25 protein-coding genes are annotated in these 22,777 nt (G+C 65.7%); 6 read left to right on the top strand and 19 right to left on the bottom strand.

What is annotated here, in order from left to right; genetic code table 11:
- Positions 1 to 10 precede the first annotated feature (10 nt).
- Complete coding sequence (locus ACFPQ5_RS05925; RefSeq protein ID WP_379752347.1) at positions 11 to 1,636, bottom strand: hypothetical protein; 1,626 nt, start codon at positions 1,634 to 1,636, stop codon at positions 11 to 13.
- A gap of 230 nt (positions 1,637 to 1,866) precedes the next feature.
- Here ACFPQ5_RS05925 and ACFPQ5_RS05920 point away from each other — a divergent pair, with 230 nt between their 5' ends.
- Entirely contained in the window at positions 1,867 to 2,598 is a 732-nt protein-coding gene (locus tag ACFPQ5_RS05920; RefSeq protein WP_379752346.1) for a helix-turn-helix domain-containing protein, read from the top strand.
- Between the two features lie 43 nt (positions 2,599 to 2,641).
- On the opposite strand, the gene ACFPQ5_RS05915 is transcribed toward ACFPQ5_RS05920, so the two are convergent.
- The 16 genes from ACFPQ5_RS05915 to gpmA form a co-directional block, all read right to left on the bottom strand.
- Complete coding sequence (locus ACFPQ5_RS05915) at positions 2,642 to 3,340, bottom strand: type II secretion system protein N (protein ID WP_379752345.1); 699 nt, start codon at positions 3,338 to 3,340, stop codon at positions 2,642 to 2,644.
- Between the two features lie 11 nt (positions 3,341 to 3,351).
- Positions 3,352 to 4,572: a type II secretion system inner membrane protein GspF gene (gene gspF / locus ACFPQ5_RS05910; RefSeq protein ID WP_379752344.1), complete on the bottom strand. Its 1,221-nt coding sequence runs from the start codon at positions 4,570 to 4,572 to the stop codon at positions 3,352 to 3,354.
- A 3-nt stretch (positions 4,573 to 4,575) separates the two neighbouring features.
- Positions 4,576 to 6,009, bottom strand: a complete 1,434-nt coding sequence (gene gspE, locus ACFPQ5_RS05905; RefSeq protein WP_379752343.1) for a type II secretion system ATPase GspE — start codon at positions 6,007 to 6,009, stop codon at positions 4,576 to 4,578.
- 7 nt (positions 6,010 to 6,016) lie between these two features.
- The gene (gene gspD, locus ACFPQ5_RS05900; RefSeq protein WP_379752342.1) at positions 6,017 to 8,335 is read right to left on the bottom strand and encodes a type II secretion system secretin GspD; all 2,319 of its coding nucleotides are present in this window, start codon (positions 8,333 to 8,335) and stop codon (positions 6,017 to 6,019) included.
- The gene (gene gspN / locus ACFPQ5_RS05895; RefSeq protein ID WP_379752341.1) at positions 8,335 to 9,108 is read right to left on the bottom strand and encodes a type II secretion system protein N; all 774 of its coding nucleotides are present in this window, start codon (positions 9,106 to 9,108) and stop codon (positions 8,335 to 8,337) included. The genes gspD and gspN overlap by 1 nt, the downstream gene beginning before the upstream one ends.
- A complete protein-coding gene (gene gspM, locus ACFPQ5_RS05890; RefSeq protein WP_379752340.1) occupies positions 9,105 to 9,626 on the bottom strand; it encodes a type II secretion system protein GspM in 522 nt (173 codons plus the stop codon). The genes gspN and gspM overlap by 4 nt, the downstream gene beginning before the upstream one ends.
- Positions 9,623 to 10,831 carry a type II secretion system protein GspL gene (gspL, locus tag ACFPQ5_RS05885; protein ID WP_379752339.1) on the bottom strand — a complete coding sequence of 403 codons (1,209 nt, stop codon included), beginning with the start codon at positions 10,829 to 10,831 and terminating at the stop codon, positions 9,623 to 9,625. The genes gspM and gspL overlap by 4 nt, the downstream gene beginning before the upstream one ends.
- A 16-nt stretch (positions 10,832 to 10,847) precedes the next feature.
- Positions 10,848 to 11,957, bottom strand: coding sequence for a type II secretion system minor pseudopilin GspK (gene gspK, locus ACFPQ5_RS05880; RefSeq protein WP_379752338.1), 1,110 nt, complete (start codon positions 11,955 to 11,957; stop codon positions 10,848 to 10,850).
- An 11-nt stretch (positions 11,958 to 11,968) separates the two neighbouring features.
- A complete protein-coding gene (locus ACFPQ5_RS05875; protein ID WP_379752337.1) occupies positions 11,969 to 12,577 on the bottom strand; it encodes a PulJ/GspJ family protein in 609 nt (202 codons plus the stop codon).
- Positions 12,574 to 12,954 carry a type II secretion system minor pseudopilin GspI gene (gene gspI, locus ACFPQ5_RS05870; RefSeq protein ID WP_379752336.1) on the bottom strand — a complete coding sequence of 127 codons (381 nt, stop codon included), beginning with the start codon at positions 12,952 to 12,954 and terminating at the stop codon, positions 12,574 to 12,576. Before gspI ends, ACFPQ5_RS05875 begins: the two co-directional genes overlap by 4 nt.
- A complete protein-coding gene (locus ACFPQ5_RS05865; RefSeq protein ID WP_379752335.1) occupies positions 12,951 to 13,451 on the bottom strand; it encodes a GspH/FimT family pseudopilin in 501 nt (166 codons plus the stop codon). Before ACFPQ5_RS05865 ends, gspI begins: the two co-directional genes overlap by 4 nt.
- A gap of 6 nt (positions 13,452 to 13,457) precedes the next feature.
- Positions 13,458 to 13,910, bottom strand: a complete 453-nt coding sequence (gspG, locus tag ACFPQ5_RS05860; RefSeq protein ID WP_379752334.1) for a type II secretion system major pseudopilin GspG — start codon at positions 13,908 to 13,910, stop codon at positions 13,458 to 13,460.
- A gap of 113 nt (positions 13,911 to 14,023) precedes the next feature.
- Positions 14,024 to 14,785, bottom strand: a complete 762-nt coding sequence (locus ACFPQ5_RS05855; RefSeq protein ID WP_379752333.1) for a HesA/MoeB/ThiF family protein — start codon at positions 14,783 to 14,785, stop codon at positions 14,024 to 14,026.
- A 70-nt stretch (positions 14,786 to 14,855) separates the two neighbouring features.
- Positions 14,856 to 16,331 carry a S41 family peptidase gene (locus ACFPQ5_RS05850; protein ID WP_379752332.1) on the bottom strand — a complete coding sequence of 492 codons (1,476 nt, stop codon included), beginning with the start codon at positions 16,329 to 16,331 and terminating at the stop codon, positions 14,856 to 14,858.
- 8 nt (positions 16,332 to 16,339) lie between these two features.
- Positions 16,340 to 17,755, bottom strand: coding sequence for a murein hydrolase activator EnvC family protein (locus ACFPQ5_RS05845; protein ID WP_379752331.1), 1,416 nt, complete (start codon positions 17,753 to 17,755; stop codon positions 16,340 to 16,342).
- A 3-nt stretch (positions 17,756 to 17,758) separates the two neighbouring features.
- Complete coding sequence (gpmA, locus tag ACFPQ5_RS05840) at positions 17,759 to 18,505, bottom strand: 2,3-diphosphoglycerate-dependent phosphoglycerate mutase (RefSeq protein WP_379752330.1); 747 nt, start codon at positions 18,503 to 18,505, stop codon at positions 17,759 to 17,761.
- A 125-nt stretch (positions 18,506 to 18,630) separates the two neighbouring features.
- Here gpmA and ACFPQ5_RS05835 point away from each other — a divergent pair, with 125 nt between their 5' ends.
- From ACFPQ5_RS05835 to ACFPQ5_RS05815, 5 genes are all read left to right on the top strand, one after another.
- Positions 18,631 to 19,032, top strand: a complete 402-nt coding sequence (locus tag ACFPQ5_RS05835; RefSeq protein WP_379752329.1) for a rhodanese-like domain-containing protein — start codon at positions 18,631 to 18,633, stop codon at positions 19,030 to 19,032.
- A gap of 22 nt (positions 19,033 to 19,054) precedes the next feature.
- Entirely contained in the window at positions 19,055 to 19,318 is a 264-nt protein-coding gene (gene grxC / locus ACFPQ5_RS05830) for a glutaredoxin 3 (protein WP_136221539.1), read from the top strand.
- A 134-nt stretch (positions 19,319 to 19,452) separates the two neighbouring features.
- Positions 19,453 to 19,914 carry a protein-export chaperone SecB gene (gene secB, locus ACFPQ5_RS05825; RefSeq protein ID WP_136221540.1) on the top strand — a complete coding sequence of 154 codons (462 nt, stop codon included), beginning with the start codon at positions 19,453 to 19,455 and terminating at the stop codon, positions 19,912 to 19,914.
- Positions 19,915 to 20,065: 151 nt separating this feature from the next.
- On the top strand, positions 20,066 to 20,512 hold the full coding sequence (locus ACFPQ5_RS05820) for an SH3 domain-containing protein (protein ID WP_379752328.1): 447 nt from the start codon (positions 20,066 to 20,068) through the stop codon (positions 20,510 to 20,512).
- Positions 20,513 to 20,538: 26 nt separating this feature from the next.
- Positions 20,539 to 21,552 (top strand): NAD(P)H-dependent glycerol-3-phosphate dehydrogenase, encoded by a 1,014-nt coding sequence (locus tag ACFPQ5_RS05815; RefSeq protein WP_379752327.1) that lies wholly within the window; start codon positions 20,539 to 20,541, stop codon positions 21,550 to 21,552.
- Between the two features lie 123 nt (positions 21,553 to 21,675).
- Here ACFPQ5_RS05815 and ACFPQ5_RS05810 read toward each other — a convergent pair whose 3' ends face one another.
- Positions 21,676 to 22,056 carry a cupin domain-containing protein gene (locus tag ACFPQ5_RS05810; protein WP_379752326.1) on the bottom strand — a complete coding sequence of 127 codons (381 nt, stop codon included), beginning with the start codon at positions 22,054 to 22,056 and terminating at the stop codon, positions 21,676 to 21,678.
- Between the two features lie 13 nt (positions 22,057 to 22,069).
- A complete protein-coding gene (locus ACFPQ5_RS05805; protein WP_379752325.1) occupies positions 22,070 to 22,759 on the bottom strand; it encodes a DUF2461 domain-containing protein in 690 nt (229 codons plus the stop codon).
- Positions 22,760 to 22,777 lie beyond the last annotated feature (18 nt).

Below are 22,777 nucleotides of genomic sequence, written 5' to 3'. Positions count from 1 at the left end.
TGCCGATCTGTTACGGGTAACGCTTGCCCGCGCACTTGCTCCGGTAATACTCCTTCTGGCCGTGCGCACGCATGGTCCGGGCAATCTCCGCCGCTTCCGCAGCCGCCGCCTTGACCGGGGCCAGCGTGGCCGTGCCCGCCATCAGGCCCTGGATTGCCTGCTCCGCCTCCGGCTTGCCTGACAGCGCCAGGCCGAAGGTCGCGGACACGGCCAGCTCATTGCCCAGCATCTCCAGCGTCGGCGCGCTCACGCCCGCCACCGCCGCCTCGGCCGCGGCAACCGTCGCCCGCGGTATGGCCAGAGTTCTGGTCTTGTCCGTATCGGTCGCAAGATCGATCAGGAAGGCGAGCCCCGCCTGGCTGCCCGATTTATTGACCAGGTCGCCCATGTGGATCAGGGCTGCGTGCTTGGCACGGAACATGGCCCGGCCGGCGCGCCCGTTCTGCACGAAATCGATCAGGGGCTGGACCGCCAGCTCGCTGCCGATGAAGCACAGCGTGGTCACGATCTCCGCCAGGAATTCCTCGTGCTGCTCGGGCTCCTTTACCAGCCACTCGAGCAGCAGCCGGGCGTCCTGCTCGCCGTATTGCGACGCGGCTTCATAGGGGATGCCGGCGATCCAGTGCTGCGACACGAATTCGCGCACATCCCGCGGCGGCTGCAGCGCCATGCCGAGCTCGCAGCTCGAGGCCATGAATTCGCCGGTGACGGCAAGCGGACCGGCCAGGAAGCTTGCCGACTCGGCGGCATTGACGACATTGTGGTCGGTGCCGACGCTGGGATACATGACGGCCCGGAGGTCGTCCGTGCGATGCGGCAGACCGGCATTGTGGCCATATTCGTGCACCCAGATCAGGCCTTCCTGGTTTTCCGTGAAGCGCACGGCCGCCAGGTTGACGGTCGGGCTGCCGACCGGCGCGCAGCCGATGATCGAGCCGCCGGGCCCGCCACACCAGCGAATCGCATCGACGATCTTGACGCCCGAACCCGCATTGAGCAGCGCCAGCAGGTCGGCCTCGGTCTGAATCGCCGCAGGAATATTTGCCGGCAGCAGCTGCACCGGTCCGTTGCGCACGAAGCGCAGCGGCGTGGCGACGTCGGCAGCCGAGTCGTCGCTTTGCAGGATGGTGCCCATGTCGCCGAGGATGCGGTCGGCATCGGCGTCGCTCAGGGGAACGCTGCTGTGGCGCTGCACGGTGACCTGCACCGTCCGGAGCGAGACGTCGGCCGGATTCACCACCAGGTAGTCGGCGTACAGCGGGATATCCGATTCCCATTCGATGTTCACCCAGATGTCGACGCCGCCGGCGCGCGGCGCCACGTTGTGCACGGTGTAGCGTGCCGAGCCGACGAACTTGCCGGCGTCCGGCCCGCCCGCCGCGCCTTCGCCGACCGACACGAACACTTGCGAGCGCGGGCCGAGGTCCGGCCAGTCGAGCCGAAGTATCCACTGCCCATGCAGGGGCCCCCAATCGTGGCGGTAGGTAAACCCCGTTCCGCTGAGTTCGGGCTGCGGCTGGGCCGCACCGAACAGCGGGCGCACCAAAGCCTGCCGGACCTGCTGCCTGATCTCCGTGGACGAGGCCGGGATCGCCACGTTCATCGTTCCGGCGTCAACAATCTGATTATTCGACATCGACCATCTCCTTTATAGGATTGACCGGCGCGCGACGGCGAGCCGGTGGATTCGGTTCGGACTCCGAACCCTACGAATTTAATGGGAGTCACTTCCTGCTGAGCTCGTTTGGATCAAGCCGGGAGAGCGGATACCTGTCCGGATGCCCCGTCGCCCGGCCCCGGCTTGCCCGCCTCGCCGTTCGCCTGTACATTGAGCAACGCACTATTGCCAAAACGTACAGGAACCCCATGAGCTCACCCGAGCTGATCGTCGACGTGCTGCGCGCCGAACTGCGCGCAGCGAATCTCACCTATAAAACCCTGGCCGAACGCATCGACATGAGCGAGTCGAGCGTGAAACGCATGTTCGGCCAGAAGGACATGCCGCTGTCGCGCCTGGCGCAGATTTGCCAGGCGGCGGGCATCCCGTTCGAGGATGTGCTGCGCCGTGCGGTCGATAGTCGGCCCCAGCCGGACGCCTTGACGCTCCCCCAGGAAACCGCGCTGGTCGCCAAGCCGCGCTTGCTGCTGGTGGCGATCTGCTGCCTCGGCTACTGGAGCATGGAGCAGATCGTCGAGACCTATCGCCTGACCGAAGCGGAGTGCATCGGCTGCCTGGCCGAACTCGACCGGCTGGGCATCATCGAACTGCGGCCCCTGAACCGTTACACGCTGCGCGTATCGAACGCCTTCCACTGGCTGCCGGACGGACCGGTGCAGCACTACTTCCGCGAACAGATCGTGCCGGATTATTTTGCCGGCCGCTTCGACGGCCAGGGAGAAACGCTGATGTGCCTGCCGGCCCGCCTGTCGCCGGGCAGCGCGGCCGAACTGGCGCAGAAGATCCATCAATTGGCGGGCGAACTGACGCGCCTGCACCGGCATGACCGCCGGCTGCCGCCGGAAGAGCGGGAAGGAATGACGTTATTGGTGGGGTTCAGGTCGTGGGAGTTTACGGCGTTCACGGCGCTGCGCCGCTGAGCCGCCTCCCCCACGGACCTTATCGGACAGCTTATCGGACCGTTTAGCGGACAGGATTGTCGCTATTGACCGGGCTATTGGCCGAGCGGGTCGGCGCCGGCATTTGCGGCTGGTTCGGAGGCGGAGCGACGTCGGCCGGCGGACCTTCCTGCGGTGGCTCCTGCGGCGCCTCCTGGCCCTGCGGCACGACCGGGTTGACTTCGCCCGGCGGCGGCGCGCTTTGCACGGCGCCGGGCGCCGTTTGCGGCTCGGTCGTCGGCAGGGCGCCGGCCGGCGCGATGCTCGGCCGCGCCATCTGCGGCGGCACCGGCATCGGCGGCGCGACGGCGCCCGACAGCGCGATAGCCGGCTTGGTGTCGGCCGCGAGATCGATGCGTTTCATGACGCCGCCTTCGGACAGCATGATGTAGCGCGGGTGCACTTCGCTGATGCTGACGCCCGGCGACAGCTCGCGTCCGACCTTGAGGGCTTTCGGCGGCTGGCCTTCGGCCACGATGATGGCGACACTGTCGCGGCCGGCGGAAACGATGCCGGTCAGCTGGTAATTGGTGGCGACATTCGCGACCGCCTGGCCGCCGAACAGCGTGGCGGCGGCATCGGGAGAAAGCTCGGGTACGGCGGCCGGCGGCGCCGCGGCAATCGGGCGCTGCTGCGGCTTGTACAGCTGCATGCCCCAATAGGTGGCGGACACCGCCAGGAAGATCAGGGCAAGCAGGGTGAAAAGGAGAGGCAGACGCTTCATCGGTTTCCTTGTTAGCGCACCAGCTGGTTGATTTCAATGATCGGCATCAGCACCGCCAGCACGATCAACAGCACCACCAGGCCCATGGCCAGGATCAGTACCGGCTCGAGCAGGCCGGCAATGGTCAGCGTGCGGCGTTCGAGATCGGCCTGCTGCGAATTGGCCGCCCGCTCCAGCATGGCCGGCAATTCGCCCGTGATCTCGCCGGCACGGATCATGTGCACCAGCATCGGTGGAAAATGTTTTTGTACGGACAGCGCACGCGCCAGGCTGATACCTTCGCGCACGCTGGCCGTCGCCTGTTCGACGAGCTCGCGCATGGCGACGTTCGACAGGGTGTCGCGGCTGGTGTCGAGCGCGCGCAGGATCGGCACGCCGGAGCCGGTGGTGATCGCCAGCGTGCTGGCGAAACGCGCCGTGTTCAGGCTGCGCTCGAACTTGCCGTACACGGGCGCGGTCAGCAGCCAGGTATGCCAGCGCCGTTTCAGCACGGGATTTTGCAGCGCCCGGCGCCAGGCGAACCAGGCGGCGACCAGGGCCGCTCCCAGCAGGATGCCGTAGGCGCGCATGAAATCGGATACCGCCAGCATGATGACGGTGAGCACCGGCAGCTTCTGCTTGGTGTTGGCGAACACCGACACGATCTGCGGCACCACGTAGGTGAGCAGGAAGATGACGATGGCAAACGCGACCACGGTGACGATGGCCGGATAGGTGAAAGCCAGGCGCACCTTCTGCACCAGCGCGTTGCGACGCTCGATGTAGTCGGCCAGGCGCGACAGCACCCGGGCCAGCTGGCCGATCTGTTCGCCCGAAGACACGAGGCCGCGGTAGATCTGGTCGAAGTCGCGCGGGTGGTGCGACAGTGCGTCCGAAAACGCGATACCGCCCATGACTTCGGCGCGGATCGAAGCGATCAGGTCGCGCAGATACGGCTTTTCGGCCTGTTCCAGCAGGGCGGTAAACGCCTGTTCCAGCGGCAAGCCCGCTTCCAGCAGGCTGGCCATCTGGCGCGTGAACAGGGCCAGTTCGACCGAGGACAGGCGTTCGCCGAAGCCGCGCGAACGGGTGGCGCCGCTGGCGTCGACCTGGGCGGCGATCGCCTCGACGTTCAGGGGGGTGAGTCCCTGCACACGCAGATCGGCACGCGCGGCGCGCGGACTGTCGGCATTAACGACGCCCTTCCTGGTGGCGCCGCCCGCATCGACAGCCTCATAACGAAATGCCGGCATCGGTTAATCCTTGGTGACGCGCAGCAGCTCGGCCTGCGTCGTGGTGCCATCCTTGAGCCAGCGCTCGCCGTCTTCGCGCATGGTACGCATGCCGCTGTGCTGGGCGGCGGCGCGGATCTCGGCTTCCGAGGCCTGGTTGTGGATCTGGGCGCGGATGCCCTCGTCCGTCTCCAGCAACTCGTAGACGCCGACCCGGCCGTGGTAACCCGTGTGGCCGCAGCGCTCGCAACCGACCGCATGCCAGTGCACGCCATCGCTCGTCTTGCAGTGCGTGCACAGTTTGCGGACCAGGCGCTGGGCCATCACGCCCAGCAAGGACGAGGACAACAGGAACGGTTCGATACCCATGTCGAGCAGGCGGGTGACGGCCGCGGCGGCATCGTTGGTGTGCAGGGTCGCCAGCACCAGGTGGCCGGTGAGCGAAGCCTGGACCGCGATCTGCGCCGTTTCCAAATCCCGGATCTCGCCGATCATGATCACGTCCGGGTCCTGGCGCAGGATCGCGCGCAGGGCCTTGGCGAAGGTCATGTCGATGCGGGCATTGACCTGGGTCTGGCCGACGCCGTTCAGGTCGTACTCGATCGGGTCTTCCACCGTCATGATGTTGGTGGTCGAGGCGTTCAGGCGAGACAAAGCCGCGTACAGGGTCGTCGTCTTGCCCGAGCCGGTCGGACCGGTGACGAGCACGATGCCGTGCGGCTGGTTGATCAATTTGTCGAACTGCGGCAGCAGGTCCGGGCTCATGCCCAGGTGCGACAGGTCGAGCCGCCCCGCTTCCTTGTCGAGCAGACGCAGCACGGCACGTTCGCCGTGGCCGGTCGGCAAGGTCGAGACACGCACGTCGACCGGTTTACCGCCCACGCGCAGCGTGATGCGGCCGTCCTGCGGCAGGCGTTTTTCGGCGATGTCGAGCTGCGACATGATCTTGATACGCGAAATTAGAGACGCGTGAATGCCCTTGCGTGGACGCACGATGTCGCGCAGGGCGCCATCGATGCGAAAACGTACGACCGAGGTCTGCTCGAAAGGTTCGATGTGGATATCGGAGGCGCCTTCGCGCAGCGACTGCGTCAAGAGCGCGTTGATCATGCGGATCACGGGCGCATCGTCGGACGATTCGAGCAGGTCTTCGATGGCCGGCACATCCTGCAGCAGGCGCGTCAGGTCGAGGTCGGCATCGAATTCGTCGGCGACCTGGTTGGCGTCGCCGCCGGCGGAGGCATAGGCGGCGGCGATCGCGTCGTCGAGCTCGCTACGGTCGACACGGCGCAGGGCGATGCGGCCGAAACGGCGCGACACCTCGGCAATGGCGGCCGGCGGCGTGCTGCTCGACACCAGCACCTCGATGCTTTGTCCCGCGCCCGGGGCCGTGTCGTCGCCGGTGCGCGCCAGGACCCCGTGATCGCGGGCGAAGGCGTAAGGCAACAGGTTAGTCATGATGGCATCACTTCTGGTTCGGCGGCGTTACCGGGCGAAATTCGGGCACGGGCGCCTGGTTCTGTTGAGGCTGCATGGATGGCTGGCTGCCGGTACCTGGGCCGGTCGCAGCGCCAGGGCGCGCGGTCGGCGGTGCCGGCGGCGGCATCGTCGCCATGGTGCCGCCCATTGGCGGCTGGCCATTGGTCAAGGGCGGCAATTCGGCCGCGCCCAGGTTTTTCATGAGGATCGTATCGTCCTGCGGACGGGTGGTCGCGCCCAGCGCACGCATGTATTCGTAGCGGTCGAGCGAGATGGCGTTGTTCTGTTCCTTGCTGCGCACCACCACCGGACGCAGGAAGACCATCAGGTTGGTTTTATTGCGGGTGCGGTTGCGGTACTTGAACAGGTTGCCCAGCACCGGGATGTCACCGAGGCCGCGCACTTTTTCTTCGCCGTGGTCTTCGTTGTCCTGGATCAGGCCACCCAGCACGATGATCTGGCCATCGTCGGCCAGGATATTGCTTTCGATCGCGCGCACGGTGGTGACGATGCCTTCGGCGCGGATCACGGAATTGTCGATGCCCGAATTCTCGTGGTAGATCGACAGTTTGATGACGCCGCCTTCGGAAATCTGCGGACGCACCTTCATCAACAGGCCGATGTCCTTGCGGTCCACGGTCTGGAAGGGATTGTTCGCGCCGCTGGTGCCGGTCGTGAACGAACCCGTAATGATCGGAATGTTCTGGCCCACCTTGATCGTCGCCAGCTCGTTATCGAGCGTGATCATGTTCGGTGTCGACAAGATGTTGGCGGCGCCCTCGTTTTCAAGTGCGCTGGCCACGGCGCCCAGGCCGAGCTCGCCGTTGATCTGTTTAAAAATGCCCAGCGTCAGGCCCGGCAGCGAAGGCACCGTGCTGCTGGTGCCCGAGCCGAAGCCGGCGCGCGCCGCGGCCGCCAGGTTGACGATGTTGTTGGCGCTGCCCGAATTGAAGGACTGGACGCCGCCGACCCGGTATTTGCTGGTATCGCTGCCCGACAAACCCAGCCATTGCACGCCGAACTCGGCGGCTTTCTGGGAATTCATTTCGACCACCAGGGCTTCGATGTAGACCTGGGCGCGGCGCACGTCGAGCTGGTCGATGACGCCGCGCAGGTTGCGGTAGATCGCATCCGGCGCCGTGATGATCAGGCTGTTGGTAGAGGCGTCGGCCTGGATGAAGCCGGAACCCTGGCCACCGCCGCCGGCGGCGTTGAGGCTGGACTGGCTCTGCTGGCCAAAACCGCCGCCGGTGGCGCCACCGCCGATGCTGCCCTGCTGGCCCTGCTGGCCGCCGAGGCCGCCGGTACCGGTGCCGCTCTGGGCGCCGGCCTGGATCGAACCGCCCTGCGTTCCCTGCTGCGTCGTGGGCACCGCCGAGGCGTCCTGCGAGACGACGGCGCGCAGCGTCTGCGCGACCTTGCTGGCGTCGGCGTTTTTCAGGTAGACGACGTGGATGTTGCCCTTCTCGGTGGTCGCCTGGTCGAGCTTGGCGATCAGCGACTTGGCGAGATTCGCACGCGCCTGCGAGGGCGCGCGCACGACCACCGAGTTGGTACGGGAATCGGCCAGGATGGTGACGCGGCCGGAATCGCCGCCGGCGGCGGGCTCCATCAGGCGCGAGACGAGGGTCGCGATGTCGCTGGCGATGCCATTGCGGATCGGCACGACGTCGAGGTCGGCCGCCACCGGCGCGTCGAGCGCGGCGATGATGCGCGACAGGCGGCGCAGGTTGTCGGCGTAGTCGGTAATGACCAGGCTATTGTTGCCCGGATTGGCCATGATGGAATTGTTCGGCGAGATCAGCGGACGCAGCACGGCAGTCAGGTTGGCGGCCGACTCGTAGGACAGGTGGTACACCTGGGTCGCGATCTGGTCGCCCTGCACGCGGGTGCCGCGCTTGCCGACCATGGTCGGCGAGGATTGCAGCTTCGCTTCCGCTTCCGGCACCACTTTCGCATAGCCCTCGCCGGTCGTGACGACGGCGAAACCCTGCAGGCGCAGCGCCGAGGTGAGCAGGCCAAAGGCCTGGCTCTTGGTCAGCGATTTTTCCGACACCAGGGTCAGCGTGCCCTTTACGCGCGGGTCGATGATGAAAGTCATCCCCGTGTAATGGCCGACCGCCTTGATCACCGATTCGATGTCGGCGTTCACGAAAGAGAGGGCGGCGGAATTTTCCTGGGCCATGGCCGGGGCCGGCGGCAGGGCCGTTGCCACCGCGCAGCACAGCAGGGCGCCGGCGGCAATACGGCGCAAGGTCGGGCGCAGTGGCGAGATTTCGGGGGTGCTACGGAAGGATGTTTTCATTATCTGAACTCTAATGCGATTATGTTTTTACCGTTCACCATGCGGCGCTGGCCGAGGAGGTTGAGCATATTGCCCAAGGTCTCTTCATAGCCATCGGCGGCCGACGCCTGCCCCGAAAAGCGCAGGCGCCCATTCTGCAATGTTCCATTTCCCGACAACAGCAAGGCGCCGCGCACCGTGCGCAACACCAGGTCGGCTTGCTGGCCGCGCCAGTCCATCACCATCTCGTAGCTGCCCAGCGGCTTGATCGGCGCCATGCGCGAACCCATGTCGCTCATCGTCAGGATCGTGCGTCCGGTCACGGCCACACTGTTCGGCTGTCGCGTCAGGTCGAGCCGGTCCCACGACAGGCGCAGCACGCCCGAGGGCACCAGCGTGTTCAGCGGCGCGCCCAAGCCGGCCAGGCCTTCCGCCGGCAACAGCAACTGTCCTGCACTGACCTGCCAGGCCGACCAGCTGCCCGTGATAGTGACCGGCTGGGCCAGTGCCTGCGGGTTCTCCAGCTGCATGTCCACGCGGCCGACCAGCACCAGCGGCGAGAGGCGCCAGGCGAAGCGCCCCGGCAACAGCGGCGTCACCGATCCGCCTTCGCCCGGCGCACCGCCCACGAAAGCTGAGCCGTTCCAGAGCGTACCCTGCGCATCCCCGAGAGTCAAACGACCGCCGGTCTGGCGTTCGACCATCGTGCCGAGCCAGCTGGCGGGCAGGAAAACGCACACCGTCAGCGCGATCGCCAGGGCGACCACGAGCAGCCATCCGAGGCCGCGTTTCATCGGGGGGCGGTCCCGTTATCCTGGCGCAGCGTCAGGTTGGCGTCGACCTGTCCCAGCGGATCTTGCGCAGTAAAACTGCCTTCCTGGACGGCGATGCGGTTCTCGCGGCGCTGCGCGTCGAGCCAGGACACCAGGTTGGCAAACGAGACGCCGGTCACCTGCAGGCGCGCGAATTCTCCGGTCAGCGTGAGCGAGCCGGGCGTGATGCCGCGCGCGCTCAGGCTCGCCATCAGGCTTTCGCGCGTCATCGGCGTGACCGGCGCCGGCGCCTGTCCCGCCAGCGCACGCGCCTGGTCCGCCATGCCGGCCAGCTGGGCGGCCTGCTGGCGCAGCTCGGGCAGCGAACGCTGCAGCCGTGCGCGGCCTTCGACGGCCGGCTCGATCAGGCCCGTGTACACCAGCGCCAGCAGGACGACGCCGAACCCGGCGGCGAGATAGCGGCGTTCCTGCTCGCTGCGTGCGATCCAGTAGCCGGCGGCGCGTTCGCGCGCGCGCCCGACAGTCGTACTCAGACTCATGGCTTGGCTCCCGTGCTGCGCACCAGCCAGTTGTCAGGTGCGGCGGCTTCCAGTGAAAGACTGCGTGTGGACAGCGCCGACTGCAGCTGGCGCAGGGCGGCGGGGTCGACCGTTTCCGGTTTGACCCGCACCCGCAACGCGCGTTCCTTGTATTCGATTGAGGTAATCCCGGGCGGGCGCGGCAATTCCCTGCTGGCGTCGCCGAGGGCGCCGGCCAAATAGATGAATTCGTCGGACCCGACCTGGCCGCTGCCGGCCTGGGCCCGTGCAATGCCCTGGCGCATCTGCGCGACCGGATCGACCATCGGCTGGTTCGGATACACCGAGTGGAAGGTCTGCTCCATCTGCTTGCGCACGCCTTCGGCCTCGCCGCGCAGGCGCAGCCACTCGATGTTGATGCCGGCCAGGTTGACGACCACGCCCAGGAAAGCCAGGGCGATCGGCACGCGCCAGCGGCGCCAGTCGGTCTGGCGCGCACCGGCGCTGCCGAGGCCGGGCACCAGGTCGAAAGCGATGCTCTTCGAGCCTGCGATCCAGTGCGCCCAATCATCGGCTTCCAGCACCGTGCCGGGACCGGCTTCGGCCAGCAGCACGCCGTACTCTCCCAGCTGCTCGCGCGGCACGTACAGGGTGAGCGGTGCGTCGCCCGCCAGCGCGCGCGCCGTCTGCAGGGCACTGGCCGGATTGGCGTCCAGCGCGAGGCCGAGGCCGCCGTACTGGCTCTGGCGCAGCAGCAGTTCGGACCCGTTCAGGGCCGCGCTGACGCCGCCCGGCTGCAGGGGCAGGCACAGCTGGGCCGGCAGGGCCGACACGCTGCGCGCGCCTTGCGCCAGCAGGGTGCGCACGAGCGGCTCGAACCAGTCGCGCGCGACCACCGCCACCGGACGGGTGCCGTCGGCGGCCGCGGGACCGGACACCAGCACGGTATCGGCGGGGTCGCCCAGGATGTGTTCTTCGACCAGGCCCGGCAATGCGGCTTTCAGGCGCGCGCCGGTCAGGGGCGGCATCTGCAGCGACAGCAGGTTGACGTCGGTGCCGGCCAGCAGGAGCACGACGCGGCGGCTGGCGGCGACGACGTCGGTCAGGTTGCGCAGCGCGCCTTCTCCCTGCCCGTCGATGCTGCCGCCGTCGCCGACGACGGCATAACGGCATGGCGCGCCCTCTCCTTCTGCACGCGCCGGATGCCGGATATAAAGTGTAGTCAAATCGTCTCGCTTTCTTTTAGTTTTGACGAACCCAAACGATCTTTACACCACCACCGATCGGATTGGCACTGCGCTGCATCAGCGACTGTGCATTCAATGCCGCGCGGTCGAGGCGGATGTGGCTGTTCACGAGGAACCAGTCGCTTTTCACGCTGATCGAATCGGCCAGCGGCGTGCGCCCGGAAATCTCGGTCTGGAACTTGCCGATGTCGTCCCAGGGCACGTTGCGGCGCCGCGCCAGCAGGGACTTCGCTTCCGACAAGGAATAATTCGGGATCACCGCCGCCAGCACTTCGGCCGAGGCCGTGTTCACGTTGACCGGCGTGCGTTCCGGCAGCACGATCACGTAGGGGCGCAGCTTTTCCAGCATCTCCGGCGTCAGGCCGCGCACCGCCAATAAGTCCTCGACTTCGAGGAACTTGATCGGCCGGCCCAGGCCCGTGCGGTTGACCGGAATCGTCGCCGCCGGGTCGCCCTCGGTGACCTCGCCGCCGCCCTCCACGCCCTCCACGCCCGGCTGCGCGCCGTCCACCCCCGGCGTGCCGCCCTCGCTCGGATCGCGTTCCTGGCCGCCGATCTCCTGACCTGTGATCGGGTCCACCGTGCCGGCTGCAACCACGGCCGGCTGGCTGCCTGCGATCAGGTTGGCCGCCGTTTTCGCCAGCGCCGGATTGATCTGCAGGCTGGTCAGCAGGCGCTGGAAGATCGCCAGGTTGGCCGCGTCGACCACGGCGCCATTCGCCGTCTTGCTGGCCAGGTTGCGCAGATTGTAACGTGAGGTCGCGTCCTCGATGTTTCCGGAAAGACTGGCATTGAACACTTCGCCTTCGACCCGCTCGCGCTCGATGTACTGGTCGAGCCGGGTTTCCGCGAGGGGTGTGGCCCAGACCTGGGTCAGCGCCGTGTAGCGGTTGTTATAGGCATCCTGGCGCAGCACCAGCGTCGACCAGTCGAGGGCGCCGCGCAGGATCCAGCGCGTCTGCAGGTGCAGTCGCTGGTTTTCCATCGAGCGCACCTGCACCTGCTGCTGCCAGAACAGGCTGGCGACGATGGAGATCGCCAGCGTGGTCAGCAGCAAGGCGGTGATGACGGCCACGCCGCGCTGGCGCCGGAGGGAATGACGCATCGGCTTGCACATCAGATGCTCCCCAGCAGGAAGGATTTGGTGAGCGGCTGCGGGAAGTTGCGCGCGGCCAGCACCACTTGCACCCCGGTGATGGCCGAGGGAACGACGCCGCCCTGGGCGGTGGCGATCGGCTGCTTTTGCCAGGCATTGTTCTGCCAGACGAGCACGGCCATCGATTGGACGCCGCCCTGCAGCGTCACCGGCGGCGTCGGATCGGTATCGCTGACCGAGGCCTGCCACAGCGCATCGAGTTCGACCAGGTCGCGCGTCGTATTCGATTCGCGCCGGGTCAGTTGGCCGTTGACGAGGCGGTAGGCGATCACCTGCAGGCGCGCCGGTTCGTTTTCGTTGAAGACGGTGCGCACCAGGGTCAGGCGGTTGTCGGCCTGCTCGAGGAAGGGCCGGCGCCCGAGCATGGTGGCGTCGACCGTGTGCTCGCAATCGCTCTGCATCTGGGCAAAGGCCAGTTGCATGCCGCGCGTCATTTCCATCTGGTCGGTCAGGGCGACGCGGGCGCGCACGATGCCGTCCAGGCCGCGCCAGCCGAGCACGGCCACCATGGCCAGGATGCCGATCGCCACCAGGAGTTCGACCAGGGTAAAACCGCGCGCCGGCTTCATGAGGTGGGCCTCAGCACGAGTTGGACCAGTTTCAGGATGCGGCGGTCGGGGTTGTCCATATCGAAGACCGAGACTTCGACGCGGCGCAGCTGGGGATTCGGGCTGGCCAGCACTTCGTCCTGGCACATCAGGCGCAGGTCGCCCTGGCCGCAGGCATAGCTGCGCTTGCCGATTTCGGGAAATTCGCGGTTCAGGCGGATCTGCACGAGGCGGTTCTCGGCCGACCAGGTCGCCATCATGGAGGCACGCAGGCCGGCGCCGTTCGAGGCCAGGCTGCCGATCGCGCGCAGGCCGGCGCCGAGCGCGGTGCCGACGATGACGAGCGCCACCAGCACTTCGAGCAGGGTGAAACCGGCATGCTGCCTGATACGGATCACTGCTGCTCTCCCGGTTCGATCACCGTGAAATGGCCGACGCCATCGGCGCGGATGCCGACGCTGTTGTTGCCGCTGGCCAGGGTCAAAATAAAAGGCTTGTCGACCGGCTCGCGCCCGAAGGTCACGCGCATGGTTTCACCCGGAATGCCGGCCGCGGGCGGGTCGAGCATCAGGCGCACCGGGGCATTCTTGAAATCCCGTTCGCGCAATAAATCGTCCTGCGTGACGGGCACCCAGCCGGTATCGTTGCGCACCAGAAAGCGGTAGCGCTCGGGCGTGGCTTCGAAGGCGACTTGCCGGTTGCGCACGATGGCTTCGTCACGCGCCAGCTGCAGCAGCAGGGTCAGGCGCTTGGCCTCGTTTTCAAGATCCTGGCGTGGACTCGGAATCGCGTTGAGCGAGGCCATCCCGAGCGTGATGCCGATGATGACCATCACGACCAGGATCTCCACCAAAGTGAAGCCATTAGCCCTGCGCGGCGTCGCGACGCCAGCCATGACGACTTACCCCTGCCAGGAGCCGACGTCGGCGTCTTCGCCCTCGCCGCCGGCCTGGCCGTCGGCACCGAACGAGAAGATGTCGATCTCGCCGTGCAGGCCGGGCGACAGGTATTGGTAGGAATTACCCCAAGGATCCTTCGGCAGTTTTTCAACGTAGCCGCCTTCTTTCCAGCCATTCGCTGCCGGGCCCGAGGTCGGCTTCGTGGTCAGGGCGGTCAAGCCCTGCTCGGTGGTCGGATAACGCTGGTTGTCCAGTTTATAGAGCTTCATGGCCTGCATCAGGGTGGCGATGTCGGTCTTGGCCGCGACCACGCGCGACTCGCCGGTACGGCCCAGCAGTTTTGGCACGACCAGGGCGCCGAGGATGCCGATGATGACCACGACAACCATGATTTCAACGAGGGTGAAGCCGCGTGCAAGACGCTGGCCAACTGCGCGGTGCGAAACGATCTGCATAGTCAATCTTGGTAAGGTGGATCGGAACAATCGACTTAGTATAAGGCCGAATGCCGGGAGCGGCCACTGGTCGCGGTGCGCCATTGTATTGCAGAGCAAAAGCTTGCGCTTTCTCAGCCGTGCGCAGGTCTTTCCTGGCAGACAGAACAAGCTGGGTTGCGCGCCGCGCGGATTTCGGTCCATTCCATGGCGCGTCCGTCGAGCAGCAGCAGGCGGCCGGCTAGCGGCTTGCCGATCCCCACGATCAGTTTGAGTGCTTCCGCCGCCTGCACCGTGCCGACGATGCCGACCAAGGGGGCGAACACCCCCATGGTGCTGCAGGCAACGTCCTCGAAGCCACTGTCTTCGGGAAAGACGCAGGCATAGCAGGGGCAGTCGGCGCGCGCCGTGTCGAAGACGGACAACTGGCCGTCGAAACGGATCGCGGCCCCGGCGACCAGGGGCACCCCGGCGGCGACGCAGGCGCGGTTCACGGCATGGCGGGTGGCAAAATTGTCGCTGCAGTCGAGCACGACCGTGGCTGTTTGCACCAGTTCGCGCAGGCGTGCGTCATCGGCCCGTTCGCACAGGGCCGTTACCCTGACCTCGGGGTTGATGGCGTGCAGGGCGGCGCGGCCGGACTCGACTTTCGGCATGCCGATGCGTTCTGTCGTGTGCATCACCTGGCGCTGCAAATTCGTCAGGTCGACGGCGTCGTCATCGACCAGGGTGATGTGGCCGACGCCGCTCGCAGCCAGGTACAGGGCGGCGGGCGAGCCGAGGCCGCCGGCGCCGATGACGAGCGCGTGCGCCGCCAGCAGGCGTGCCTGGCCTTCGATGCCGATCTCGTCGAGCAGGATGTGGCGCGAGTAGCGCAGGAGTTGGGCGTCGTTCATGGTGGCAGATGCCAGGGACGTTCGGCGACACCGCGGTTCGGTGGGCACGGGGCGCCCACCCTACGGGACATCACTTTTTCGAGCCCTTCAGCTCAGGCGGCTTGGTTTCGGCGCCCGGCAATTCCTTCGGCGCCGGCGGGGTCACCTCGACCGCTTCCGGCTTGGCGAGCTTGACCGGTAAACCCTTGAAATGATTCAAGGCCTGGGCCAGTTGAAAATCGTCCTTGCCGCCCAGTTCGAGGGGCTTGCGGTTCTTCAGCAGGGCCAGCGCGCGCTGCTTCTGTTCGGCGCCGTCGCGGGCATCCTTGGCAGGGGTGCCCGGTTTTTCGTTTTCGCCGTTCAGGTGGCGCTGCAGGTCGACTTCGCGCACGCGCAGCGCGTTCAGGCCGTCGCCTTCGGCCGTTTCTTCGACAGCGAGATCCGGCACGATGCCGTTGGCCTGGATCGCCCGGCCTTTCGGCGTGTAGTAGCGCGCCGTGGTCAGTTTAATGGCGGTGTCGGCGGACAGCGGCCGCAGCGTCTGCACGGAACCTTTACCAAAGGTCTGGCTACCCATCACGATCGCACGCTTGTAGTCCTGCAGGGCGCCGGCGACGATTTCCGAGGCCGAGGCCGAGCCGCCGTTGACCAGCACCACCATCGGCACGGTTTTCAGCGCGGCCGGCATTTTCGCCAGCGGATCCTGGCCGCGCGGCGCATAGAATTCGCGCCGGCCATAGTAGCTCTGGTTCGAGTCGGCAAGTTGTCCCTTGGTCGAGACGATCAGTTCTTCCTTCGGCAGGAAGGCGGTCGAGACGCCGATCGCGCCCGGCAGCAGGCCGCCCGGGTCGTTGCGCAGGTCGAGTATGAGGCCCTTGATGTTCGGATTGTCGGCGTAGAGGGCGGCCGTCTTGGCCGCCAGCTCCTCCAGGGTCGCTTCCTGGAACTGGCTGATGCGCACCCAAGCGTAATCGGGCTCGACCATCTTGGCCTTGACGCTCAGGACCCGGATTTCCTCGCGCGTGACCGGCACTACCCAGGGACGGTCCTCACCGCGGCGGGCAATCGTCAGCGTCACCTTGCTGCCCGGTTTGCCGCGCATTTTCTTGATGGCGTCGTCGATCGACAGGCCTTTGACGGGGACGTTGTCGATGCGGGTAATCAAATCTCCCGCCTTGATGCCGGCGCGGTAGGCAGGAGAATCCTCGATCGGCGAGACGATTTTCACGTAGCCGTCTTCGGCCGCCACCTCGATGCCGACCCCGACGAATTTGCCCTGCACGCTTTCGCGCATCTCGCGATAGGCTTTCTGGTCGAGGTAGACGGAATGGGGGTCGAGCGAGGCGACCATGCCGCCGATGGCTTCGGACAGCAATTTCTTGTCCTCGACCGGCACCACGTAATCGCTTTTGATCAGGCCGAAGACGTCGGCCAGCTGGCGCAGTTCGTCCAGCGGCAAGGGGCTGTCCGCTCCCTTTTGCGCCCAGGCAGAGACTTGCACCGTCAGCGCCACGCCGGCCACGACACCCAGGCCGACCAGGCCCATGCTTTTTACCTTATTGCCCATCGCTGCCCCTAGAATTTGATCCAGCTTGCCGGATCGAAGGCCTTGCCCAGATGCCTGAGCTCAAAGTATAGCCCTGATTCCTCGTTACCGCCGGTGTTACCCGCGCTCGCGATCGGCTCCCCGGCGCGCACCGCATCGCCCAGGCGTTTCAGCAAGGTTTGATTATTCGCGTAGATCGACAGATAGTCGCCACCGTGGTCGATGATGATCAGGTTGCCGAAGCCGCGCATCCAGCCCGAGTGCACGACGCGACCCAGGGCCACGGCGCGCACCTCGGTGCCTTCCGGCGCCTTGATGAACATGCCTTTCCAGCTCGGGCCGTCGCCGCCGCGCTTGGCGCCGAAGCGCGCCGCGATGGTGCCGCTGACCGGGGAGCCGAGGCGCCCTTTCATGCTGGCAAAGGCGCCGACCGGGGCCGCGGGTGCCAGCGAAATGTCGGGTTTGCGCTCTTCCTGCGCCGGCTGCTCGGCCACCTTCGGTTCTTCTGGTTCCGGCGGCAAGGGTTTCGGCGCCGGCTTGCCGGCTTTCGCCGCTTCGCGCGCCAGGCGTTCGCGTTCGGCCTTGGCGGCGGCGCGGGCCTGGGCGCGCGCTTCGGCTTCGGCTTTCGCCTTGGCGCGGGCGGCAGCCAGGGCTTCCTGGCGCTTGCGCTCGGCTTCGGCCTGTTCGCGGATCAGTCGCGTCAGCTTGTCGACCAGGCCGCTCATGCGCTGCTCGTCGCGCTGCAGGTTCTCGGCCTGCTTGCGCTGGGCAACCAGCTTGCCCGACAGCTCGTTCAGCAGGGCCGCGCGGCGCGTCTTTTCCTTTTCCAGCACGGCTTTCTGGTCGCGCTGTTCTTCGGCGATTTCCTCGAGTTCGACCTTGGCGTTCTCGACTTTTTCGCGGTTTGCCTCGACCTGCGCCAGGTTCGCGTTCAGCGCGGCCAGCAATTTGGCTTGCGCCTGCGAGACATAGGCCATCATTTGCAGGTCGCGGTTGATGCGGTTCGGGTTGTCTCCCGACAGCAGCAGTTTGATCCTGTCTTCATTGCCCGCGACATAGTGCTCGCGCAGCAGGGCAGACAATTGTTTCTTTTGACCGACAATTGTTTGTGCGAGGCGTTCCTGTTCGCCGGCCAGGTCTTGCAGGCGCACATTGGTCTCGAGCGTTTCCTGGTTCAGGTCGCGCAGCGCGCGGTTCGCGTTCGAGATCGCCTCTTCCGACTCGGCCAGGGTGTCGGCCACGTCCTCTTTTTCGCTCTCGGTGCGGCTGATTTCTTTCTTCAGGGCCGTGAGCTTTTGCTGGATACCGGCGCGTTGCGCCTCCGCCGCCGCTTTTTGCTTGCTGCGTTCGGTAGGCTTGGCGGCCGCGGCAGTACCTGCCGCGGACAGGGCCAGCAAGCCGCACAGCAGGATGCTGGCGGCCGACTTCTTGGTAGACAGGCGCAAGACTTACTTCGCCTTCCCTTGGTTCGCCACGGCGGCAGTCGCGGCGGCGATCGCGTCCTGGTCGCCCAGGTAGTAGTGGCGGATCGGCTTCAGGTTCTCGTCCAGTTCATAGACCAGCGGCTGGCCGTTCGGGATGTTCAGGCCGACGATCTCGCTGTCGCTGATGTTGTCGAGCATCTTGATCAGGGCGCGCAGGCTGTTGCCGTGGGCCGAGATCAGGATCTGCTTGCCGGCGCGGATGGCCGGGGCGATTTCCTCGTCCCAGACCGGCATCACGCGTGCCACGGTGTCCTTCAGGCATTCGGTCAGCGGGATTTGTTCCTTGCTGAGGCCGGCGTAGCGCGGGTCGTTGAAGGAGGCGCGGTCGTCGTTCGCTTCCAGGCTTGGGGGCGGGGTATCGTAGCTGCGGCGCCAGACCAGCACCTGCGCATCGCCATATTTCGCGGCAGTCTCGCCTTTGTCCAAACCTTGCAGGGCACCGTAGTGACGCTCGTTCAGGCGCCAGTCGTTCTTGATCGGCAGGTACATCTGGTCCATTTCGTCGAGCGCCAGCCATAGGGTGCGGATCGCGCGCTTCAGTACCGAGGTGTAGGCGAGATCGAATTTGAAGCCGGCGTCGCGCAGCACGCGGCCGGCGGTCTTCGCTTCGTTGATGCCCTTGTCGGTGAGGTCGACGTCGACCCAGCCCGTGAAACGGTTCGCCAGGTTCCAGGTGGATTCGCCGTGGCGCATGAATACGATTTTGTACATAAGCTCTTCTTTACAGTTTTAGAAAACGTGCGAAGGCACCCGCTACAAGCGATCGAGGGCCAAAAATATTCCTGTCCGGCTTCTATTTTATAATGGCCGGATTGCGTTCAACCATTGGAAGCCTTGTGAAATTCATCCTCGATAATATCTTCATCGTCGCTATTGCCGTCGTTTCCGGTGGCGCACTGCTGTGGCCAGCCCTGGCGCCGAAGGGCCGCCGCGCGACCGCGCTGCAGGTGACCCAGCTGATCAACCGCGGCAAGACCACGATTCTGGACGTGCGCGGCGCCGACGAATTTGCCGCCGGCCACGTGCGCGACGCGAAAAACATTCCGCTGGCAGACTTGGGCAATCGCATCGGCGAACTGGAAAAGTCGAAAGGCCGTACCCTGGTCGTCGTCTGCCAGACGGGCGCCCGTTCCGATAAAGCCGTACGCCAGCTGAAGGCGGCCGGCTTCGAGGACGCGCTCAGCCTGGACGGCGGCATGACGGCCTGGACGGCTGCCGGTTTGCCGGTAACTAAGTAATCAAGACAGGAAGGAACACACCATGACTGCTCACGTTGTCCTCTATCACACCGCCAGCTGCCCCTACTGCGTCCGTGCCGAGCGCCTGCTCGAAGCCAAGGGCGTGACCGAAATCGAGCGCATCCGTGTCGACCTCGACCCGGAACAGCGCCAGATCATGATGCAAAAGACGGGGCGCCGTACGGTGCCGCAGATTTATGTGGGCGAGACCCACGTCGGTGGATTCGACGATTTGTATGCGCTCGACCAGGCGGGGCGGTTGGATCCGCTGCTCAAGGGGGAGTAAGGCGCGGCGAAAGACGTCCCGCGGGAGGTATTGTTATCCAAATTGATTTTGATACAATTGCCGCTGCGTTGACTCCAAGCCGCACCGGGGGGCGGCGCTTTGCCGTCCCTTTTACTTCATAACGAAAGCGTTCCATGTCTGACGAAAACCTGCAACCAGTCTTCCAAATCCAACGCGTCTATCTGAAAGACATGTCGCTGGAGCAACCGAATTCCCCAGCCATCTTCCTCGAGCAGGAAGCCCCGACCATCGAAGTCTCGCTGGACGTTGGCGCTGAGGCGATCGCCGATGGCATCTACGAGTCGACCGTGACCATCACCGTGACCGCCAAGGTCAAGGACAAGGTCGCTTTCCTGGTCGAAGGCAAGCAAGGCGGCATCTTCGAAGCACGCAACATCCCGGCTGACCAGATGGATCCGCTGCTCGGCATCGGCTGCCCGAACATCGTCTACCCGTACCTGCGTTCGAACATCGCCGACGTGATCACCCGTGCCGGCTTCCCGCCAGTGCACCTGGCCGAGATCAACTTCGAAGTGTTCTACCAGCAGCGCCGCCAGGCGATGGCTGAAGCCGCTGCAGCCGCACCGGCAAACTGATTTGTACCTTGCCTGGCCCGTTCGGCATGCGCTGGATGGGTGGGCTTGCGTGATGGGCATCCTTGCCGCGCCTTTTTTCGTAGAAAAAAGTGCGGTGCGGATGCCCTTCCTGCCATATTGGCGTCTGGTTTACCGAGCCCGAGGCCCTGCCATGACGATTTCCCGCATTTTCGCCACCGCCGCCGTGTTGCTGCTGGCCTGCGTGCACGCCTGCGCCGCCGACTTCCGTTCGGTCGGTTCGCCTTCGGTCGTGCTCTATGATGCGCCGTCGGTGAAGGGGAGCAAGCGCTACATCGCGCCGCGCGGCATGCCGGTCGAGATCGTGGCGCGCTACGGCGACTGGGTCAAGGTGCGCGACGTCGACGGCGAACTGGCCTGGACCGAATCGAAAGGCCTGTCGGCGCGGCGCAATGTCGTCGTCAAGGTGGCGTTTGCCAAAGTGCGCGCCGCGGCCGACGATAACGCCACGATCCTGATGACGGCCGACAAGGGCGTGCTGCTCGAACTGGTCGATCCCCAGGCGACCGAGTGGGTCCGCGTGCGCCACCAGGACGGCATCGCCGGCTTCGTGCGCGCAGGCGAGGTCTTTGGCATCTGAATCTGACTATGCAAGAAACCAAGAAAATGAACAAGATCACTGTTCTCGGCGCGGGCGCCTGGGGCACGGCCGTCGCCATCGCGGTGGCCGCGCGGCACGACGTGCTGCTCTGGGGCCGCAATGCCGAGCAGATGGCCGCGACTGCGGCGGCGCGCGAGAATACGACCTATTTGCCGGGACAGCCGCTGCCCGACAACTTGCGCGTGAGCGCGGATTTCGAGGCAGCCCTGGCGCACGTGGTCGATGCCGGCCCGGACGAAGTACCCTTGCTGATCGCCGCCTGTCCGGTGGCCGGCTTGCGTCCCCTGCTCGAGCAATTGAAGGGTCGCGCGATCCCGAACGTGGTCTGGCTCTGCAAAGGTTTTGAGTACGGCACCGGCCTGCTGCCGCACCAGGTGGTGCGCGACGTGCTGGGCGACGCGGTGCCGGGCGCGGCCTTGTCCGGGCCCTCGTTCGCGCAGGAAGTGGCGCGCGGCCTGCCCTGCGCGCTGGCGGTGGCGTCGACCTCGGCAGCCCTGCGCGACAGCGTCGTCGCCACCGTCCACGGCGGCAACCTGCGCGTGTATGCCTGCGACGACGTGGTCGGCGTGGAAGTGGGCGGCGCGGTGAAAAACGTGCTGGCGATCGCGACCGGCACGGCCGACGGCCTGGGCCTCGGTCTGAATGCGCGCGCGGCCCTGATCACGCGCGGGCTGGCCGAAATCACGCGCCTCGGTATGGCGCTCGGCGGCCAGGCTCATACCTTCATGGGACTGACGGGGATGGGCGACCTGATCCTCACCTGCACCGGAGACCTGTCGCGCAACCGCCGCGTGGGCTTGGCGCTGGCGCAAGGTAAACCCTTGGAGACGATCGTCGCCGAACTCGGTCACGTGGCCGAAGGCGTGCCGTGCTCGAAGGCGGTGCGCGACCTGGCGGCCAGGCTGGGCGTCGACATGCCGATCACGAATGCGGTGGCGGCGGTGCTGTTCGACGGCTATGACGCGGCGGAGATGGCGAAGCAGTTGCTGGCGCGTGATCCGCGCAACGAATTGGCGTAATCGACAGTAGGGGTGGGCGAGGCCAATGGCCTCGACTACGGTTTCATCGGGTGCCCCGTGCCCACCAAAACGTGACGTCGCGTTGGCGATGCATTCGGTGGGCACAGGGCGCCCACCCTACGCCTACTTATCCTGCCCCGCGCCGGCGCCGGTATGCGTCGGTCCGCCGGTGCGCACCGGCCCCAGCAGAATCGTCATCAGGACCACGGCATCCTCGTTGGCGCGGATACCATGCGGCTCGCCGCCGATCAAATACATCATCTCGTTCGGGCGCAGCACCACGCTGTTGCCGTGGGCATCGACGATGATCTCGCCTTCCAGGCACAGCAAGGTCACTTCTCCCTCGACCCGGTGTTCCGGCATCGGCTTGTCCTTGGGGACGATCAGCCGGATGAGTTCCATGTGCTCGGTCTTCGCCAGCGCGATCGACGTGAAGTTGGCAATGTCGTCTTCGCCCCGTTGCAAGGCGATCCGTTCGCCCGATGCTGCGTGTTGCAAGGCCATGTCGCCTCCTTTTTTATTCCTCTTCATTAACGTGCGGCACCTCGCGCAGCCAGGTCACCAGCGCGAAGGCATCCTTGAATCCGCGCGCCAGCCGCGGCACCAGCTCGTCCGGGTCGTTTACCCGCAGCGGCAGTTCCGTCCACACGAAAAAGCTTTTCAGCTTGAGGTGTTCGATGTGCGGGTGGTCCGGGTCGAAACCTTTTGGCGGACGCTGCAGCTTGTCTTCGTCGAGCAGGTCGCCGTAGGTCGCGCGCAGGTGTTTATTCTTTAACACTTTCGCAAAACCTGTCGCATCGTTGACCACGTGTTCGCGGATCGCTTTCAGGCGCGCGGCCGGCGGCAGGTATTCGCCGGCGCCGATACCAAGCGTCCCATTGCCATCGATCTGAAAATAATAGGTCGAGCCGCCGCCTTCGCTCGGACGGCGCTTGTTGTTCGGCGTGATGCCGGCCGAAAACCGGGTTTTATAGGGGGATTTGTCGTTCGAAAAGCGGATGTCGCGGTTAATGCGGAACATCGCCTTCTTCGGGTCGACGGCGGCGATCTGGCGGTCGAACTTCGACAGTTCGCGGATCAGCTCGGTGACGACCGTTAAAAACTCTTCGCGCAGGATGTCGTAGCGCGGTTTGTTCATGATGAACCAGGGACGGGTGTTGTTTTCGCTTAGCTCGCTAAGAAATTGCGTCAAGTCACGCAGGTGCATGGAGGGTCCGGAATAGAT

The organism is Massilia suwonensis (assembly GCF_042655665.1).
GTDB classification, from domain to species: Bacteria; Pseudomonadota; Gammaproteobacteria; order Burkholderiales; family Burkholderiaceae_D; genus Telluria; species Telluria suwonensis.
The sequence above is the reverse complement of the archived record's forward strand: the minus strand, read 5'-3'. Positions and strand labels throughout refer to the sequence as shown.

Coding starts and splice junctions, on each gene's coding strand:
- gspK (WP_379752338.1), bottom strand. CDS start 11,957: ATGCGTCATTCCCTCCGGCGCCAGCGCGGCGTGGCCGTCATCACCGCC.
- ACFPQ5_RS05815 (WP_379752327.1), top strand. CDS start 20,539: ATGAACAAGATCACTGTTCTCGGCGCGGGCGCCTGGGGCACGGCCGTC.
- gpmA (WP_379752330.1), bottom strand. CDS start 18,505: ATGTACAAAATCGTATTCATGCGCCACGGCGAATCCACCTGGAACCTG.
- ACFPQ5_RS05850 (WP_379752332.1), bottom strand. CDS start 16,331: ATGGGCAATAAGGTAAAAAGCATGGGCCTGGTCGGCCTGGGTGTCGTG.
- gspE (WP_379752343.1), bottom strand. CDS start 6,009: ATGACTAACCTGTTGCCTTACGCCTTCGCCCGCGATCACGGGGTCCTG.
- ACFPQ5_RS05810 (WP_379752326.1), bottom strand. CDS start 22,056: ATGGCCTTGCAACACGCAGCATCGGGCGAACGGATCGCCTTGCAACGG.
- gspN (WP_379752341.1), bottom strand. CDS start 9,108: ATGAAACGCGGCCTCGGATGGCTGCTCGTGGTCGCCCTGGCGATCGCG.
- secB (WP_136221540.1), top strand. CDS start 19,453: ATGTCTGACGAAAACCTGCAACCAGTCTTCCAAATCCAACGCGTCTAT.
- ACFPQ5_RS05855 (WP_379752333.1), bottom strand. CDS start 14,785: ATGAACGACGCCCAACTCCTGCGCTACTCGCGCCACATCCTGCTCGAC.
- ACFPQ5_RS05875 (WP_379752337.1), bottom strand. CDS start 12,577: ATGAAGCCGGCGCGCGGTTTTACCCTGGTCGAACTCCTGGTGGCGATC.
- ACFPQ5_RS05820 (WP_379752328.1), top strand. CDS start 20,066: ATGACGATTTCCCGCATTTTCGCCACCGCCGCCGTGTTGCTGCTGGCC.
- ACFPQ5_RS05865 (WP_379752335.1), bottom strand. CDS start 13,451: ATGGCTGGCGTCGCGACGCCGCGCAGGGCTAATGGCTTCACTTTGGTG.
- gspD (WP_379752342.1), bottom strand. CDS start 8,335: ATGAAAACATCCTTCCGTAGCACCCCCGAAATCTCGCCACTGCGCCCG.
- grxC (WP_136221539.1), top strand. CDS start 19,055: ATGACTGCTCACGTTGTCCTCTATCACACCGCCAGCTGCCCCTACTGC.
- gspM (WP_379752340.1), bottom strand. CDS start 9,626: ATGAGTCTGAGTACGACTGTCGGGCGCGCGCGCGAACGCGCCGCCGGC.
- ACFPQ5_RS05925 (WP_379752347.1), bottom strand. CDS start 1,636: ATGTCGAATAATCAGATTGTTGACGCCGGAACGATGAACGTGGCGATC.
- gspF (WP_379752344.1), bottom strand. CDS start 4,572: ATGCCGGCATTTCGTTATGAGGCTGTCGATGCGGGCGGCGCCACCAGG.
- ACFPQ5_RS05920 (WP_379752346.1), top strand. CDS start 1,867: ATGAGCTCACCCGAGCTGATCGTCGACGTGCTGCGCGCCGAACTGCGC.
- ACFPQ5_RS05805 (WP_379752325.1), bottom strand. CDS start 22,759: ATGCACCTGCGTGACTTGACGCAATTTCTTAGCGAGCTAAGCGAAAAC.
- ACFPQ5_RS05915 (WP_379752345.1), bottom strand. CDS start 3,340: ATGAAGCGTCTGCCTCTCCTTTTCACCCTGCTTGCCCTGATCTTCCTG.
- gspG (WP_379752334.1), bottom strand. CDS start 13,910: ATGCAGATCGTTTCGCACCGCGCAGTTGGCCAGCGTCTTGCACGCGGC.